Origin of the sequence: Streptomyces sp. NPDC059850 (genome assembly GCF_042731515.1) — a bacterium.
Taxonomy (GTDB): domain Bacteria; phylum Actinomycetota; class Actinomycetes; order Streptomycetales; family Streptomycetaceae; genus Streptomyces.
Genome location: NZ_JBHWJI010000003.1, coordinates 173,195 through 191,624, shown reverse-complemented (window position 1 = coordinate 191,624; position 18,430 = coordinate 173,195). Strand labels below are relative to the sequence as shown.

Sequence of the window (18,430 nt, the reverse complement as noted above, 5' to 3'; positions counted from 1 at the left end):
CCCCGTGCCTCGCCCTGCTCCTGACCCCGGTACCGGCCGCCCCCGCCTCGGGGTGGCCATGATCGGCCACTCGTTCATGGGAGCCGTGCACTCCCAGGCATGGCGCACCGCGCCCCGAGTGTTCGACCTGCCCTTCGACATCGACATGACCGTCGTCTGCGGCCGTGACCCGAAGGGCGCGGCGCGGGCGGCCGAGCGGCTGGGGTGGGGTGACTGGGCGGCCGACTGGCAGGAGGTGGTACGGCGCGACGACGTCGACATCGTCGATATCTGCACCCCCGGCGACTCCCACGCCGACATCGCGGTCGCCGCCCTGTCCGCCGGCAAACACGTGCTGTGCGAGAAGCCCCTCGCCAATACGGCCGAGGAGGCCGAGCGCATGGCCGCCGCCGCGCGGGTCGCCGCACGGGCCGGCGTCCGGTCGATGGTCGGCTTCAACAACCGGCGCGTGCCCGCACTGGCACACGCCGCCCGCCTGATCGCCGAGGGCCGGATCGGCGAGGTGCGGCACGTCAGGGCCCAGTACCTCCAGGACTGGATCGTCGACCCCGAGTTCCCGCTGGTGTGGCGGCTGCGCAAGGAACAGGCCGGCTCCGGCGCCCTGGGGGACCTCGGGTCGCACGTCATCGACCTCCTCCAGCACCTGACCGGAGAGCGGCTCACCGGAGTGTCGGCGACGCAGGCCACGTTCGTCACCGAGCGCCCCCTGCCGGCGGAATCCAGCGGGCTCTCGGCTCGGGCCGGGGACCGGCGTGGTCGGGTGACCGTAGACGATGCGACCGCGTTCACCGGTCGGCTCGCAGGGGGTGGACTCGTCGTGGTCGAAGCGACCCGCTTCGCCACGGGACGCAAGAACGCGATGCGGATAGAGGTGAACGGGTCACGGGGATCGCTCGCCTTCGACTTCGAATCAATGAACGAGCTCCTGCTGTACGACGCGGCCCACCCGGAAACGGAAGCGGGATTCCGCCGGATCCTGGTCACCGAGCCCGCTCACCCCTACCTGGGTGCCTGGTGGCCGCCCGGTCACGGCCTGGGCTACGAGCACGCCTTCGTCCACCAGGTCCACGACTTCCTGACAGCGGTGGCGGAGGACGGGAGCGACCCGCGTCCGTCGTTCGCCGACGGCCTCCAGGTCCAGTACGTGATACGGGCCATCGAGCGCAGCGCGGCGGACTCCTCCCGCTGGACGAGCGTCGGCTGACCAGATGACTCCCTCGGCGGGGGTTGTGCCGCTCGAAAAGTCATCGTTGCACGTCATGCTGCATAGCGGGAACTCGTTGAGTATCTCGCCCTGGATCGCGTCGGCACGGGCATTGACGTGTCGGCTTGTGCCGGTGGCGTTCACTTCCCGGCCCCAGTGGTGGGTTCTTGTCGGATGTTGCCAAGCGGTGCATGATGGAAGTGGAAGCGAAGCTGGCTTATGGAGGCATTATCGTGGGGACCATTTGGGGACCACACGGTGTGCGCGACCCCGCACAACTCAGGCGTTACTGCACGTATTTCGTCAGTAGAAAGCGCCGCAATTCCGGGGAATTCGGCGTTCGCACTTGACTGGGGGTCAAGGGGTCGCAGGTTCAAATCCTGTCGTCCCGACGGTGTTATCGCAGGCCAGGGGCCCATCTCCATCACGGAGACGGGCCCCTGAGTCATGCTGGGGGCCTCCTGGGAGCCAAATGGGAGATGACCTTGGAACTCTCTTCCAGCGCCGCCTCGTGCTCCCGAAGCAGCCTCTCCAGTACCGGCACCGCCGACGTCCGACACAGCGCCAGCCGCGCCGACAGCGCCGCTTCCCACACCTCGGTCAGCTGCTCGCACAGCCTTACCCGCATCTCGGTAGTGACGTGCGAGTAGTTCGCCGACACCGAACTGTCCGTGTGCCTCATGCGCTGGTCGGCCAGTACCTTAGGCGTGCCCAGCTCGTCCATCAGCACCTTGTGCCCATGCCGCAGCCCGTGCCGCGTCAGCCCGTCCTTGATGGGCACCCAGCACGCAGCTGCCCGGCCCTGCGAATTCCGGCCCGGCACTGGCAGGCCCGGCCACGGCCCAGACGACACCCGCTGCGGCGCCAGTGCACACCGTCCCCGGTCGTCCCGGTCCGCCGCACGAACCCCAACTCGGCGACCGCCTTCTCCACCCGCACCCGTGTGTGCTCGGCCACCCGCTCCGGCCGGTTCAACACGTTCGACACCGTGCCCGTGGACACCCCAGCCGGTTCGGCCACATCCGCCAGCGTCGGCCCCGGTCGCCGGGCGCCCCCACCGGCCGGGCCGCGCCCGCGGGACACGAACCGGCGCCGATGACAGGCGCACGCCGACGGCTCGGTGCGAACTACATGCTGTGTGACCAGGCGAGTCAGCCACGCAGGCGTATCGACGTCTCGGTAGGAGTCGTCCTTCGGCGGGCAGTGGAGTAGTTCCCCCGAGTCCGGTTCGTACAGCTGGGCCTCGATGCGTATGGAGGTAGGCCGGACGTACGTCGGCTCCAGGCCGACGATCTCGCCCCACCGCACCCCGGTGTAGGGCTTCGCCGTGCATGCCACGAACTCGTCATCGCGGCCGGAGACGAAGCCCGTGGGTCGCGCCTCTTCACCGACGTGGTCCACGCTCCAGCTCAAGCGCAAGGCGTACGCCCGCGGCACGCGCGCTTCCCGCCCGGCGAGACACGGGTGTTGGGTACTACCTGCGGACGACCCGGCCCGCACCCCTTCTGATCGAGTGCGACGCGGCATGGCCGCGCTGGGCCGGGCTGGACTGGCTCGGGCACCCGCGACAAGTGCGGTAGCGCGGCACTTGGCGTGTGCGCGGATGATCAACGCTAAATAGTGTGCCAAGCAGCCATCGAGGGGGGTGAGTGAGGCTGACGACGGCTTCCTCGGGCGGATTCCGGAAGCGGCCGGACTCGCTCGCTGCCCGTATGGTCGCGCGCATTCGCGCATGTGACACTCTGGCCGCATGATGTGGAACGGTGATGAGTACCAGTCCCGGTTCGACCGCATCGCCGCCGAAGGAGGGGACATCCACGGTGAGGCCGCGCTGGTCCGTTCCTTCCAGCCCACCACGGTCCTCGATGCGGGTTGTGGTACCGGCCGGGTGGCCATCGAGCTGGCCCGTCACGGGATCGACGTGGCGGGTGTGGACACCGATGAGTCGATGCTCGCCACCGCCCGGCGGCTGGCCCCGGAGATCCGCTGGTACTTGCGGGATCTGATCAACCTCGACCTGGGGTTGTCATTCGATGTCGTGGTGCTGGCGGGCAATGTCCCTCTGTTCACCCCACCGGGGACGGAACCGGCTCTGGTGGCTGGGGCGGCGGCTCATGTGCGTCCGGCTGGGCGTCTCGTCGCGGGTTTCGCTCTGGACCGCGGTTACACCCTGGACGACTACGACGCGCACTGCCGTGCGGTGGGGCTCACCATGGAAGCCAGGTACGCGACGTGGGCTCGCGACCCTTACACCGACGGGACGTATGCCGTTTCCGTGCATAGCAAGCCCTAATCTTGTCGTTTATCTGACGAGGTCGAAATGCGCCTCGAACTGGGTCGCTCACCTGGGCATTCGCCGGACGCGCGGGTGACCTCGGCCTGATCATGTGCTCCGACCAAGGACGCACCTGACCAGACCGAGGCCGTGGAGAAGAGTGTGCTGCAACAGGGGGACCGGCGTGAGGCGTTCGGAACGCTGTCACGCTTCCGTGGTGACTTCTACGACTGCCTGAACGGGCGAGGTGCGATGCGCGGTCGCGGGCGAGACGCCGAACGTCTCCGGCAGATGTCGCCAGGCGCACCCGCTGGTCAGCACATACACGACCGCCGTGAACACGGCCCGCTCGTCACACGGAGCGGTCCCGCCGCCCTGCGGACGGGAGTTGAACGACGGCAGCAACGGTACGACCAGCTCCCACAGACCGTCAGGAACCAGCCGCTGCGACAGATCGACACCCACAAGCAGCAATGATGCCGCAGCTCACCACACGAGCACGTAAGACATCCTCTTAGAAGAGCCTGTATGAGACCGCGTTATGGGGCAGCCGCGCATCGCATACTTCGGCCGCACTCTCGCCTTACAGCAAAGCATTCTTTCGCTCCGGCCGATGCTGGCGTATCACTTCACGGGCACTTTCATTCTGAACAGTTTCTCTGCATTTCGGAACGCAATCTTTTCCTTGTCTTCGCGCGGCAAGTCGACTCCGCGGAACCAGTCGGTCTGCTCCTTTATGTCCGCGAACGGGTAGTCGGTTGCGAACATCACTCGATCCACGCTTATGTACTTCAGCAGGAGATCGAGCAGTTCGGTCTGGGGGAATGCGCTGGTTGTGACCCAGAAGTTGTCCTGGAAGTATTGCCCGATGGGCTTCTCGAGCGAGTCTTTGGTCGGCTCGCCCATGTCATTGACGATCCGCTCGTAGTAGAAGGGAAGACCTTCGCCCATGTGGCCGATGATGATTTTCAGTTTGGGGAATCTGTCGAAAACCCCGTACGCGATCATCCGAATGCATTGGGTCAGCACCTCCTGGTGCCAGCCATATCCAGACCCACTGAAAATGTAGTCTTGGTACTCTTCCGTGTATTTAGACCGTGTGGTGCTGTAGTAGATCTTGAAGACCTCGTCAGCTGGATAGCCGGGATGCAGGTAGATCGGCACATCGAGAGCAACGGCACGTGCCAGCACAGGCTCGAAATCGGGATGATCGAGATACTTCTTCGCGATGTGTCCGTTGGTCAGTGCGCCCAAGAAGCCATCTTCCCGAACCGAGCGTTCCAGTTCGTCCGCCGCCGCCTCCGGGCTCTGCAAGGGCAAGGTGGCGAAAGCCTTGAAGCGGCCCGGATATTTGGCGATTGGCCCGTCTACAAGTTGCCGGTTAAGGCGATAGGCAAGGTCGATGCCCCGTTGCCCAGGGACATTTTGCACGGAGGGTGTATGAGCAGAGAGGATTTGAACGTTGAGTCCCCCCGCATCCATATCGCCGATGCGGCGTTGGCCTAGATCCGAAAGACCAATTTCCTCAAGGAACGCTATGTGATCCTGATTGATGGAGTTCAGCTTCAACAACGTGGGAGTCGAAAAGGTCTCCTCCGTGCCAATGAAGGGCAGGTCCTGGTCCCGCCGTGAAATGTCAGAAGTCTTGTCCGAAGTCTCGTTCTCGCTCGCTTCCGAGACAATGGCGTGCGTGGACAAGCCGGCACCAATGCCAAGTGCCGTGCTGGCGGTGAGAAAGCCGCGGCGTCCCATGGGCTTCATGTCAGTCCCTCTCTTCAGGCGTTTGTGTGGTGAGGTATCCGTACGGCATCCGTCTGCGAGATGCTTCAGGGGGTCTAGTCTCCTGCGTACGGGGTGCATCGCTTATCTGCATGCCTACTTCCTACCGAGCGAACCTGAGACGAACGTTAAAGAGCTGCTCACGCGATCTGCTAAATGATCAGTTGTGGGAGCTTCTCGAGCCGTTGCTTCCGCCGTGGCCCGATGAAGGCGCCCGGTCCGCGGCCGGTGCCGGATCGGCAGTGCCTGCAGGGCATCTTGTACGTGCTGCATACCGGGATCGGCTGGGAAGACCTTCCGCAGGAACTCGGCTTCAGGTCAGGCATGACGTGCTGGCGGCGGATCAAGCGGTGGATCAACGCCGGGGTGTTCGACGATCTGCATCGGATCCTGCTTGCCCAGCTGAACGCGGCAAACGAGATCGATTGGTCCCGGGCGGTGATCGACGGCAGCCACATCGACACGAAAAAGGGGGTCCCGGACCTTGAGTTCGCCCCCATTTCTAGCCCTCACGTGAGCGGAGTCGAGGACCACGCGCGAGACGTCGATGAGGCCGGCGTCATCGAGTCGGTGCAGCACCGCCTCGTGCGGCCGGCCCCACACCCCGGCCCGCGACCAGATCAGGAACCGGCGGTGCGCGGTCGACTTCGATATCCCGAAACACGGCGACAGATTCTTTTGCTGGGCCGGTCGACCGCCGTGAGTAACGCCGAGATCCTGGCGCTTCGTCATGAGGTTGCTGTGCTTCGCCGGCAGGTAGGGCGGCCGCGGCTTTCATGGGCTGATCGTGCCGTGCTCTCCGCTCTCGCACGGCACCTGCCATCCGTCTTGCGCCGCCATCGGCTGGTTACCCCGGGGACGCTGCTGGCCTGGCACCGCCGTCTCGTGCGCTGGAAGTGGCGTCAAACGGCGGTCGGACCCGGCCGGCCACCGCTGGCAGAAGAGATTGCGGCGCTCATCCAGCGCCTGGCGCGAGAGAACCCGACCTGGGGATACGTCAGAATCCAAGGTGAGCTACGACGGCTTGGCCATCGGGTTGCCGCCGCCACGATCCGGCGCGTCCTGCGCCGCGCCGGCCTGCCGCCCGCACCGCAGCGTGCATCCCAGCAGACCTGGCGTACCTTCCTCCGGGCCCAGGCCCACACGCTTCTGGCCTGCGATTTCATGCACGTGGACACTGTCTTCCTCAAACGCCTCTACGTCTTCTTCGTCATGGAGACTGCCACCCGGCGCGTTCACGTCCTGGGCGTCACCGCCCACCCGGCCGGCGCATGGGTCACTCAACTCGCCCGCAATCTGCTCATGGACCTCGGCGACAGGGGTGGGTGCTTCCGGTTCCTCATCCGTGACCGGGACAGCAAGTTCACGGCCGCATTCGACGACGTCTTCGCCGGCAACGGCACAGCCGTCATCCCGACTCCGCCGTAAAGTCCCCGGTCCAACGCGTTCGCCGAACGATGGATACGCACAGTCCGCGCAGAGTGCACCGACCGCCTCCTCATCACCGGCGAACGACACCTGCGTACGGTCCTCACCACGTATGCCGAGCACTACAACGCGGGACGCGCCCACCGCAGCCTGGGTCTACGTGCCCCAGACGACGACCCGAACGACGTCCCCCTGGCCGCTGCCACGGTCAGGCGCACGCAGGTACTCGGCGGACTGCTCAACGAGTACCACGCCACACCGCCCCGATCGCTCCATCATCAGAAGCACCCGGAACCCGCCCGACACCCGTGATCAGAATTCACGCAGTGGATCGAGGGTCAGTCGGTGCCGGTGTCGGATGTGGTTTTGGACGCATGACAAGATTCATCCCCTCCGGCGTTTGAGGCGAGCCCGAATCGCTCACCTGCAATAACTCCCCAAGCCTGACCGGAAGGGCGGCATTTGTCCTCCGGTGAACCCTGGTGCGACCCATGCATTTCGCGCCAACTCATGCATTCGGGCCGCCCTTGCCGGGGATTTCGCGGAACTCGCGGCCGTCCAGGGGAGGTTGACTCTTGTTCTAGAGCTGGCCTAGTGTTCGACTCTGGATCAAGCATTGCCAGAGGGAAGCGACGCGCTTGTGCGCCCTATTGGGCAATCCGTATTCCGTGCTGTCGCGACTTTCCTTCCGGACATAATGGTCAGCGCATTACATCACGCGGGGGATCGCGTTTTGCGGGATGACGAGAACTTACCTGCCGGGGTCACGCTTTCTGCGGCGAATGCTGCCGATAGAGCGGAAATTCAGGCCGACGACCCCATCGCAATTGTCGCGGCGGCCTGCCGGTTGCCTGGCGGAATTGAGTCTCCGGAGGAATTATGGCGGTCCCTGCTCGACGGCGATGATCTCGTCGGCGACTTGCCCACGGGGCGGGGCTGGGACACCGGGCGACTCCTCGATCCCGACGCCGCGAAGACCGGCACCTTCTATCAGCGCGAGGGCGGATTCCTCCACGACGCCGACCAGTTCGACCCGGCGCTCTTCGGAATCAGTCCACGCGAGGCCCGGGCGGTGGATCCACAGCAGCGACTGCTCCTCGAAGTCTCCTGGGAAGCGCTGGAGCGGGCCGGCATCGCCCCCGACTCCCTGCGCGGCAGCCGTACCGGTGTCTACGCGGGACTGATCTACCAGCAGTACGGGCCCACAACCGCCGAGGCCCCCGGCGGCCTCGAGGCGCAACTGCTCACCGGCACGACTCCCAGCGTGGCGTCGGGCCGCATCTCCTACGCGTTGGGCCTGGAAGGCCCGGCGATCACCGTGGACACCGCGTGCTCCTCCTCGCTGACCGCGCTGCATCTGGCCGTCACCGCGCTGCGCCGCGGCGAGTGCTCGCTCGCGCTCGCCGGCGGCGCCACCGTGATGCCGGAGCCCGGCTATCTGGTCCTGTTCAGCCGGATGCGGGCGCTCGCGGCGGACGGACGCTGCAAGGCGTACTCGGACGGCGCCGACGGCTTCGGCCTCGCCGAGGGCGCGAGCATGCTCGTCCTCGAACGGCTCTTTGACGCCCGGCGGCTCGGCCACCCGGTCCTGGCGCTGGTGCGCGGCTCGGCGCTCAATCAGGACGGGGCGAGCAACGGACTGACCGCGCCCAGCGCTTCTGCCCAGGAGCGGGTCCTGCGCGCGGCGCTCGCCGACGCGGGCCTGCGGCCCGAGGACGTGGACGCCATGGACGGCCATGGCACCGGCACCCCGCTGGGCGACCCGACCGAGGCACAGGCGCTGATCGCCGTCCACGGAGGGCAACGTCCGGCAGACCGGCCCCTGTTGCTCGGCTCGGTGAAGTCCAACACGGGGCACACCCAGGCCGCCGCCGGAGCCACCAGCGTGATCAAGATGGTGATGGCGCTGCGCCACGGGGTCCTGCCCAAGACGCTGCACGTGGACGCCGTGTCCGGCAAGGCCGACTGGGCGGCGGGGCAGGTCTCGGTACTGACGGAGCGCACCAAGTGGCCGCAGACGGGTCGGCCGCGCCGGGCCGGCGTCTCCTCGTTCGGAATCAGCGGCACCAACGCCCATGTGATCCTCGAGCAGGCTCCTGAACCGGTCGGGAGGTATGGCAACGGGGCGTACGGCAACGGGACATCCGACAACGGGACGTACGACAACCGGATCCGGCGGGAGCCGGAACAGACCGCCGGCCGTCCGATCCTGACCGCGGCGCCCCGCCCTCTGGTGATCAGCGGGCACAGCGACGCGGCGCTGCGCGGACAGGCCGGCCGGCTGGCGGACGCGCTGACCGGTGGCGGGGACGGGGCGGACCTGAGCGCATGGCCGGCGGCCACCGTCGCCGCGGCGTTCGCCCGGGGCCGGGCTGAACTGGCGAGCCGGGCCGTAGTGCTGGCCGAGCCGTCACAAGAGGCTGATCTGCTGAGGTCGCTGGCGAGCGGCGAGAGCCACCCGGCGATCGTCCGGGGCACCGCACCGCCCGTGGCTCCGGACCCGGTCTTCGTCTTCCCGGGGCAGGGCTCGCAGTGGGCCGGCATGGCACTGCGGCTGTACGGCGAGTCGCCCGCGTTCGCCGCCGAGTTCGACAAGGCCGCAGGGGCCGTGGAGGTGCACACCGACTGGTCCGTCCTGGCCGTGCTGCGCGAGGAGCCGCAGGCGCCGTCCATGGACCGGGTCGACGTGGTGCAGCCCCTGCTCTTCGTGGTGATGACCGCGCTCGCGGGTCTGTGGCGGGCCTGCGGAGTGACCCCGTCGGCGGTGGTCGGCCACTCTCAGGGCGAGATCGCGGCCGCCTGTGTCAGCGGCGCCCTGACGCTCGACGACGCGGCGAAGGTCGTGGTGCTCCGCAGCAAACTGGTCCTCGACGAACTCGCCGGAGCGGGCGGCATGGTGTCGGTGCCGCTGCCCGCCGACGCGGTACGTGAACGGATCGCACCCTGGGCCGACGACCTCTCACCGGCCGCCGTCAACGGCCCCGCGGCCACGGTGGTGGCGGGACCGCTGGACGCGGTGGAGGAGTTCCTCGCCGACTGCGAGCGGGACGGGGTCCAGGCCAAGCGCATCCCTGTGGACTACGCCTCGCACTCCGCGAGTGTGGCGGTGCTCCGCGAGCGGCTGCCGCAGGTTCTGGACGGGCTGCGGCCGCGCACAAGCTCCATACCGTTCTGCTCCACGGTCACCGGCGGCTTCCTGGACACCGCTGCCCTGGACGCGGAGTACTGGTACACCAACCTCCGGCAGACCGTGCGCTTCGACGAAGCGCTCGGCGCGCTGGCGGCCGACGGCCACACCACCCTGATCGAGTGCAGCCCGCACCCGGTCCTCGCGGCGGGCGCGGAATCCGTCCTCGAGGCCGCGGGCGTCGAGGCGGGGGCGGTGCTGGGGTCGCTGCGCCGGCACGAGGGCGGCACCCGGCGCTTTCTCACCTCGCTTGCCGAGGCGTTCACCCGCGGCGTCCCGGTGGACTGGGCACGGTTGTGTCCCCCCGAAGGCGAGCGGATGGACCCGGCTCTCCTGCCCACCTACGCCTTTCAGCGGCAGCGCTACTGGCTCAGCGGCCGGACGGCGGCCCCCGAACTGGCCACCGCCGGACTCGACGGCGTCGACCATCCCCTGCTGACCACGTCGTCACCGCTGGCGGCGGACGACGGCGTGCTGCTCAGCGGATATCTGTCGGGGACCACGCACCCCTGGCTCGCCGACCACGCCGTGGGCGAGTCGGTGCTGTTCCCGGGAACGGCCTTCGCGGAGCTGGCGATCCGCGCCGGCGACGAACTGGGCTGCCGGCGGCTCGACGAACTCACCGTGGAGCGCCCGCTGATCCTCCCCGAGGAGGGCGGCGTACGGATCCAGGTACGGGTCGGCGGGGCGGATGCGCAGGGCCTTCGGGCAGTGACTGTCTGGTCCCGCGCCGACGGTGCGGTGCCGGACGAGCCGTGGACGCGGCACGCGTCGGGCGCGCTCGCCGCCGCGCCGGGAACACCGCTGTGGCAACCGGAGTCCTGGCCTCCGCCGGGCGCCGAGCCCGTACCGGTGGACTTCTTCTACTCCCGCCTCGCGGACGCCGGTTACCACTACGGGCCGCTCTTCCAGGGCGTATGCGCCCTCTGGCGGGACGGTACGGACGTCTATGCCGAGGTCTGCCTGCCGGACGGCCATGAGGACCAGGCCGCCCGCTTCGTGGTCCACCCGGCGCTCCTTGACGCGGCGCTGCAGCCCTGGCTGCCGGACGCCGACGGAGAGATCCGCGAACCGCTGCTGCCGTTCAGCTGGAGCGGCCTCAGCGTGCACGCCACCGGGGCCACCGCGGTGCGCGTCAGGATCACCCCGGCCGGGACGGGCTCGCTGTCCCTGGCCCTGGCCGATGCGACGGGCGCGCCCGTCGCATCGGTCGAGTCCCTGGCAGTGCGTGCGATGCCCGCCGAGCTGCTCGCCGGGACCGTGCGGAGGGCGCGGCGAGAGGGGACCGGGGTCTTCCGCACGCAGTGGGTTCCGCTGCCTTCACCGGCTCCGGAAGGGACGGCCGCGCCGGACGAGGCGAACTGGGTCGATCTGACGTCTCCGGGGGAGGTGAGCGCACTGTTGGCCGCCGTCCGCGGCGGGGCTGCGCCGCCTGGGGCGGTTGTGCTGCATGTCGTGTCCGACGACGTGTCCGGCGGGTCGGACGGACTTTGGGCCTCCGGTTTCTCGTCCTCCGGTTCCTTGTCGTCCGGGTCTTCGGCCTCCGGCTCCGCGCCCACCGGCTCCGCGCCCGCCGGTCACCCCACCTCCCGGCTTCCGGCAGCGGATCTTGCCGCGGCGGCCCTGGAGGGGACCCAGCGGATGCTGGCCGTACTGCGGGACTGGCTGGCCGAAGACGCGGTGGCCGACACCCGTCTCGTGGTGGTGACCCACGGCGCCGTACCGGAGCCGGGCAGCCCCGGCGAGACCGTCTCACCGAGCGCGGCGGCGATCAGCGGTCTGGTGCGCTCGGCACAGTCCGAGCACCCCGGACGGCTGCTGCTCGTCGACCTCGACGCGTCGGAGAAGTCCGCCCAGGGGCTCGCCCGCGCCGTGCACACCGCGTCGGCCGCCGCCGAGCCGCAGCTCGCCCTGCGTGCGGGACAGCCGCTCGTCCCACGGCTGGCCCGGATCACCGAGCCACCGCCCGACCGGCCCCGGCCCTGGCCGGCCGACGGCACCACCCTGATCACCGGCGGCACCGGAACGGTCGGCGCGCTGATCGCCCGTCATCTCGTCACCGAGCACGGGGTCCGCAGACTGCTGCTCACCAGCCGCCGCGGCCCGGCCGCCGACGGTGCGGAGCAACTCGTCGCCGAACTCACCGGGTCGGGCGCCGAGGTCTCCGTCGCCGCCTGCGACACCTCCGACCGGGCAGCCCTCACCGCGCTGCTCGGCGGCATACCCGCCGCACACCCGCTCACCGCCGTGGTGCACGCCGCCGGCGTCCTGGACGACGGCACCCTCGGCTCGCTCACCCCCGAGCGCGTGGCCCGCGTCATGCGCCCGAAGGCTGATGCGGCCCTGCTCCTGCACGAGCTGACGGCACATCACGACCCTTCCCAGTTCGTCCTGTTCTCCTCGATGGCCGGTCTTTGCGGCAGTCCGGGGCAGGCCAACTACGCGGCCGCCAACACCTTCCTGGACGCGCTGGCCCAGTGGCGCCGCGCCGCCGGGCTCCCTGCGCTCTCGCTGGCCTGGGGTCTCTGGGCGGACGGCAGCGGTATGACGGGGCAGTTGGACTCCGCCGACCGCAAACGTCTGGCCCGCCTGTCGATCCACCCGTTCACCGCCGAGGACGGGCTGCGGCTCTTCGACGAGGCCCTGGCCCACGCCGCCCTGCCCGAGAACGTCGTCCTCGCCCCACTGCGTCTGGACGCCCGCCGGCTGCGGGAGCGGGCGGAGTCCGGCGCCCTGCCGCCGCTGCTGCGCGGCCTGGTGCGCGCCCCGTCCCGCTCGGCCGCCCAGGGCGCGGCCGGCGCCGGAGCGACCACGCCGGACAGCTCGACTGCGCTGGCCCAGCGGCTCGCCCAGGCTCCGGCGGCGGAGCACGACTGGATCCTGCGAGACCTGGTGCGCAGTCATGCCGCCGCTGTACTGGGCCATGCCTCGCCGGACGCGGTGGACCCCGAACGGGGCTTCACCGACCAGGGCCTCGACTCCCTGACCGCGATCGAGCTCCGCAACCGGCTCGGCGCCGCCACCGGTGTGCGGCTGCCGGTCACCGTCACCTTCGAACACCCCACGGTGGCGGCGCTCGCCGGCTTCCTCCTGCGCTCCCTGGCCCCGCAGGACCGGGCGGAGAGCACCGTACGGGACCACCTCGGCGCCCTGGAACGAGCGGTCGCCGGCCTCTGCGCGGACGATGCGGAACGAGCCCTGACGGCCAAGCGGCTGCGGGCCCTCCTGGGGAGACTCGCCGACGACGCGCCACAGCGGCACGTCGAGGGCGAGAACCCCGCGGCGGCCACGGCGGACCTGGACTCCGCAAGCGACGAGGAGCTCTTCGCGTTCCTCGACGCCGAATCAGGGAACGGCGCCGGCTGAGCGCTGCGCCCCCCGTCGACACAGCACTGCCGGATCCGGTCGGCGCCCTCGCCGTACCGGTGTTTTCCAGACCGTCCCGGTGTTTCAGGAAGGCAGCGAGCCCCATGGCCGCAACGGAAGTACAGCTGCGCAGCTATCTCAAGCGCGCGGCGCACGAGCTGCGAGAGACCCGGCAGCGCCTGCGGAGCGTCGAGGCGCGCCACCGGGAACCGCTGGCGATCACCGGCATCGCCTGCCGCACCCCCGGTGGTGTCACCTCTCCCGAGGGACTCTGGGAGCTGCTGGTCTCCGAGCGGGACGCGGTCGTGCCCTTTCCGCGTGACCGCAACTGGGACCTGGACTCGCTCTTCCATCCCGACCCGGACCACCCGGGCACCACGTATGTCCAGGAGGCCGGATTCCTGGACGACGCCGGGCACTTCGACGCGGACCTCTTCGGCATCGGCCCCCGCGAGGCGGAGGCGATGTGCCCCCAGCACCGGCAGGTGCTCGAGACGTCCTGGGAACTGCTCGAACGCGCCGGCATCGCGCCGATGTCCCTCAAAGGCAGTGACACGGGCGTGTTCATCGGTGCGACGAACACGGGTTACGAGACGGTCGGCAGCCATCTCGAGGGCTATGGCATCACCGGCAGCGTCACCAGCGTGATCTCCGGCCGCGTCGCCTACACGCTCGGACTGCAGGGCCCGGCCGTGACGGTGGACACCGCCTGCTCCTCCTCCTTGGTGGCGCTGCATCTGGCCGGCCAGGCGTTGCGCAACGGCGACTGCTCGGCGGCGATCGTCGGCGGGGTGGCGGTGATGGCGCTCGCGGAGGCGTATGTCGAGTTCAGCAGGCAGCGGGGGCTCGCCGGGGACGGCCGGTGCAAGCCCTTCGCCAAGGCGGCCGACGGCACCAACTGGGCCGAGGGCGTGGGACTTCTGCTGGTCGAACCGCTCTCCGATGCGCGGCGCAAAGGCCGTCGGATCCTCGCGGTGATCAGGGGTTCGGCCGTGAACCAGGACGGCGCGAGCAGCGGACTGACCGCGCCCAGCGGACCGGCGCAGGAACGCGTCATCGCTGCGGCGCTGGCCGAGGCGGGGCTCCGCAGCGACGACATCGACGCCATCGAGGCGCACGGCACGGCGACCGCGCTCGGCGACCCCATCGAGGGCCGGGCCCTCATGGCGGCGTTCGCGGACCGCGCTCCCGCTCTGCCCAAGCTCCAGCTGGGATCCCTGAAGTCCAACATCGGTCACACCACGGCCGCGGCCGGCGCGCTCGGGCTGATCAAGATGGTGCTGGGCATGCGGCACGGAGTGCTGCCGAAAACGCTCCACATGGACGAGCCGAACCCTGCCGTGGACTGGGCTTCCGGACCCGTGGAACTGCTGACCGAAGCCCGGCCCTGGCCGTCCGGCGACCGTCCGCGCCGGGCCGGTGTCTCGGCCTTCGGCATCAGCGGCACCAACGCCCACGTGATTCTGGAAGAGCCGCCGGCACCGGCGGACGGCGGTGACGCCGAGAAGTCCAGGAGCGGCGAGAGGTCCAACAGCGGCGAGAATTTCGGGAGCGGCGAAAGCTCCAAGGACGCCGTCGCCGCCGAAAGGCCGGCGGAACCGTCCGCGGCTCCGGCACTGTCCGCGGCTCCGGCATCGTCCGCGGCTCCAGCGCCGAGACCATGGCTGCTTTCCTCGGCGACCGCCGCCGGACTCCGCGCCCAGGCCGAGCGGTTGCACGACCACCTCTCCACGGTCGAGCGGGACGCACCGGAGGCCCCCGGGCCGCTCGACATCGGCTACGCCCTCGCCACCACCCGCAGCCCGCTGCGCCACCGCGCCGCATTCGTCCCGTCCACCCGCGCGGACGCGCTGCGCACACTGGCGCAGCTCGCCGAAGGGGCCGAGCGGCCGCCCGGCGTGCTGCGCGCCGCCGCCGGGCCGCCCGACGACCGACTCGCCGTACTGTTCAGCGGACAGGGCGCACAGCGCGCCGGGATGGGCGAGGAACTCGCGGCCGCCTTCCCCGCGTTCGCCGAGCACTACGCCGCCGTATGCCGCGAACTCGACCGCCACCTGGACCGGCCGCTGCGCCGGGTGGTGGCTGCCGGGAGCGGGCCGTCCGGTCCCGGCGCCGGGCACCTGCACCGGACCGAGTACGCCCAGGCGGCGCTGTTCGCGCTGGAGACGGCGCTGTTCCGGCTGATGGAGTCCTGGGGCCTGCGGACGGACTTCGTCGGCGGCCACTCCATCGGAGAGATCACCGCCGCCCATGTGGCGGGCGTGCTCTCGCTCGGCGACGCCTGTCGCCTGGTCGCGGCCCGCGGGCGTCTGATGCAGGACCTGCCCCCCGGCGGAGCGATGGCCGCCGTGCAGGCCACCGAGGAGGAGGCCGCGTCGGTACTGGCCGCCGCCTCGGCCCCGCTGTCCGTCGCCGCGGTGAACGGGCCCACTTCCCTGGTGCTTTCGGGTGCGGAGGAAGCCGTGGACGAGGCGGTGGCGCGCTTCGCCGCGCTCGGCCGCAGGACGAAGCGCCTGACCGTCAGCCACGCCTTCCACTCCGCGCTGATGGAGCCGATGCTGGAGTCCTTCCTGACCGTGGCACGCGGGATGAGCTGGGCGCCGCCGAGGATTCCGCTGCTGTCCAACCTGACCGGCCGTACGGTCACCGCGGACGAGGTCTGCGCCCCCGAGTACTGGGTGCGCCATGTCCGGGAGGCCGTACGGTTCCACGACGGCGTGACGTTCCTCGCCGCGCAGGGCGTGCGGTGCTTCGTGGAGCTGGGTCCCGGGGCGGAGCTCAGCGCGGCGGTCGAGGAGTGCCTGACGGACCTGCCGGGCGCAGCGGCCTCCGCCAACCGCACGGTGATACCGGCCCTGCGCAAGGGCCAGGACGAACCCAAGGCGCTGATGCGGGCGTTGAGCGCCCTGTACACCAACGGCACACCCCTGGAGTGGTCGGCGGTGTTCGCCGGTACGGGAGCACAGCCTGTCGAACTGCCCACCTACGCCTTCCAGCACAAGCGCTACTGGGCCGACGTGCTGCGCGGACAGGAGGCCGCACCGGCCGCGGGCACGCGGGCACCGGACAGGACGGACACCGCGTTCTGGGACGCGGTGGAGCGCGGCGACGCCGCGGAACTCGCGCGTATCACCGGCGCGGACGCCCGGCCGCTCGCCGAAACGCTGCCCGCGCTCGCCGCCTGGCGCCGACGCCGGCGTGAGCGGGAGCTGACCGATGACTGGCGCTATCGGATCACCTGGGAGCAGGCCGCCCCGCCCGCTGGAACGAGTGCCGGCACCGGTACCTGGCTGCTGGTGGCGCCACCGCTCACCGACCCACACTTCCGCGCCCTGGCCGACGAGTTGACCGATGCCCTCACCGGCCCGGACGGACACACAACGGTGGTGCGCTGGGAACTCGACGGCACGGTGACCGACCCCGACCACACGGACGGCACGGGCGCCGCGCACCTCGCCCGACGGCTCGACGCCCTCACGACGGGTGCGGAGACCAGCGCCTCCCCGCCGGCGGGCGGACACGGCGAACTGGCCGGTGTGGTCTCACTGCTGGCCCTCGACGAGCGTCCGCATTTGCGGCACGCGGCGGTGACCGCCGGCATGGCCGCCACCCTCACCCTGGTGCGGGCCCTCACCCAGGCGCGGCGCCCGGCCCGGCTGTGGGCCGTGACCGGCGGCGCGGTCAGCACCGACGGCGAACCGCTTCCCCATCCCCGGCAGACCCAGGTGTGGGGTCTCGGCCGCGCCGTGGCGCTGGAGCAGCCCGGCATCTGGGGCGGTCTCGTGGACCTGCCGGAACACCCCGCTGCCGCCGACGTACGGCAGCTGGCCGCGAACCTGTCCCGAGACGACGACGAGGACCAACTCGCCCTCCGCTCCGGCCGGATCCTCACCCGCAGGCTGAACCGGTACGCGGGAGAAGACGAACGGGACGGCGGCCCGGAGCTCGTGGCCTGGCGCCCCCACGGCACCGTACTGATCACCGGAGGTACCGGCGGCATCGGCGCCGCCGTGGCCCGCTGGGCGGCCGGGAACGGCGCCGCGCGCCTTGTGCTCACCAGCCGCCGCGGACCGCACGCCCCCGGCGCCGCCGAACTGGAGGCGGACCTCTCCGCGCTCGGCGCCAAGACCACCGTTCTCAGCTGCGACATGACCGACAGGGACGCGGTGGCGGCGGCGGTGGCGGAGGCCACCGGCACCTCAGAGCCACTGACCGCCGTGCTGCACGCCGCCGGTACGGGCCAGTTCGGCGGCCTCACCGCCACCGGCCTCGACGAGTACGCGCGGATTGTCTCCGGGAAGGTCCTCGGCGCCGCGTACCTCGACGAGCTTCTCGACGGCACCGAGGCCACCGGCACCTCCGAGCTGGAGGTGTTCGCGTTGTTCTCCTCGGTCTCGGCCGTCTGGGGCGGTGGCAAGCAAGCCGCTTACGCGGCCGGAAACGCCTACCTGGACGGGCTGGCGCAACGCCGGCGCGCCGAGGGAAAGCCGGCCACCTCGGTCGCGTGGGGCCCCTGGGGCGAGATCGGCATGGCGAGCGACAAGGACGCCGCGGCGTTCATGCGCCAGCTGGGTCTGCCCCGTCTCGACCCCGGACTCGCCGTCACCGCGCTGGCCCACGCCCTCGGCGGCGGGGAGACCTGCCCCGTGCTCGCCGACGTGGACTGGGCGACCTTTCTGCCGGGCTTCACCGCCCTGCGGTCCAGTCCGCTGCTCGCCCCGCTCGCCACGGCCCACGAGGCGGCCGCCGCCACGGAGCCACCGGCCACCTCGGTGCGGCCCGTGCTCGCCGACCGGCTGGCCCGACTGCCGGCCGCCGAACGGACGGCGGCGGCCCGTACCGACCTCCGTACGGAGGTGGCCGATGTGCTCGGCCACGGCGATCCGGCAGCGATCGAGGACGACCGTTCCTTCACCGACCTCGGCTTCGACTCGATGGCCGCCGTGAATCTGCGGAACCGGCTGCGGGACCTGACCGGACTCGACCTGCCGGCCACCCTGATCTACGAGCACCCCACCATCACCGAGCTCGCCGGCCATCTGATCGGCGAGCTCCACCCGGCCGGTGCCGCACAGGACCCGACCGACGGGCCGCCCACCTCCGGCGCCGACGACCGCGGTGCGGACATCACCTCGATGGACCCCGCCTCTTTGATCCGTCTCGCGCTCGACGGCAGGAAGGGCTGACCGCG

Annotated in this window: 7 protein-coding genes and 4 pseudogenes; 6 read left to right on the top strand and 5 right to left on the bottom strand. The window is 70.3% G+C overall.

The window, feature by feature from the left end; translation table 11 throughout:
• Positions 1-58: 58 nt before the first annotated feature.
• Entirely contained in the window at positions 59-1,204 is a 1,146-nt protein-coding gene (locus ACFV9T_RS03925; protein ID WP_385436487.1) for a Gfo/Idh/MocA family protein, read from the top strand.
• 445 nt (positions 1,205-1,649) lie between these two features.
• Here the strand turns inward: ACFV9T_RS03925 and ACFV9T_RS03920 are convergent, their stop codons facing one another.
• Both ACFV9T_RS03920 and ACFV9T_RS03915 read right to left on the bottom strand, forming a co-directional pair.
• The gene (locus tag ACFV9T_RS03920) at positions 1,650-1,985 is read right to left on the bottom strand and encodes a hypothetical protein (protein ID WP_385436486.1); all 336 of its coding nucleotides are present in this window, start codon (positions 1,983-1,985) and stop codon (positions 1,650-1,652) included.
• Positions 1,964-2,617 (bottom strand): LacI family DNA-binding transcriptional regulator, encoded by a 654-nt coding sequence (locus ACFV9T_RS03915; protein WP_385436485.1) that lies wholly within the window; start codon positions 2,615-2,617, stop codon positions 1,964-1,966. The genes ACFV9T_RS03920 and ACFV9T_RS03915 overlap by 22 nt, the downstream gene beginning before the upstream one ends.
• A gap of 337 nt (positions 2,618-2,954) precedes the next feature.
• On the opposite strand from ACFV9T_RS03915, the gene ACFV9T_RS03910 reads away from it, so the two are divergent.
• A complete protein-coding gene (locus tag ACFV9T_RS03910) occupies positions 2,955-3,497 on the top strand; it encodes a class I SAM-dependent methyltransferase (protein WP_385436484.1) in 543 nt (180 codons plus the stop codon).
• 186 nt (positions 3,498-3,683) lie between these two features.
• On the opposite strand, the gene ACFV9T_RS03905 is transcribed toward ACFV9T_RS03910, so the two are convergent.
• Positions 3,684-3,944 (bottom strand): transposase, encoded by a 261-nt coding sequence (locus tag ACFV9T_RS03905; RefSeq protein ID WP_385436483.1) that lies wholly within the window; start codon positions 3,942-3,944, stop codon positions 3,684-3,686.
• 159 nt (positions 3,945-4,103) lie between these two features.
• Complete coding sequence (locus tag ACFV9T_RS03900) at positions 4,104-5,240, bottom strand: amidohydrolase family protein (RefSeq protein WP_385436482.1); 1,137 nt, start codon at positions 5,238-5,240, stop codon at positions 4,104-4,106.
• 174 nt (positions 5,241-5,414) lie between these two features.
• Between ACFV9T_RS03900 and ACFV9T_RS03895 the strand changes: the two are divergent.
• Positions 5,415-5,630 (top strand): annotated as a pseudogene (locus tag ACFV9T_RS03895) (transposase); the annotation flags it as partial.
• Between the two features lie 90 nt (positions 5,631-5,720).
• Here the strand turns inward: ACFV9T_RS03895 and ACFV9T_RS03890 are convergent.
• Positions 5,721-5,930 (bottom strand): annotated as a pseudogene (locus ACFV9T_RS03890) (IS5/IS1182 family transposase); the annotation flags it as partial.
• Here ACFV9T_RS03890 and ACFV9T_RS03885 point away from each other — a divergent pair.
• The 3 genes and pseudogenes from ACFV9T_RS03885 to ACFV9T_RS03875 form a co-directional block, all read left to right on the top strand.
• Positions 5,892-6,998, top strand: a pseudogene (locus ACFV9T_RS03885) (integrase core domain-containing protein). The pseudogenes ACFV9T_RS03890 and ACFV9T_RS03885 overlap by 39 nt on opposite strands.
• A 385-nt stretch (positions 6,999-7,383) precedes the next feature.
• A complete protein-coding gene (locus ACFV9T_RS03880; protein WP_385436481.1) occupies positions 7,384-13,239 on the top strand; it encodes an SDR family NAD(P)-dependent oxidoreductase in 5,856 nt (1,951 codons plus the stop codon).
• Between the two features lie 146 nt (positions 13,240-13,385).
• Positions 13,386-18,425, top strand: a pseudogene (locus ACFV9T_RS03875) (type I polyketide synthase); the annotation flags it as partial.
• Positions 18,426-18,430 lie beyond the last annotated feature (5 nt).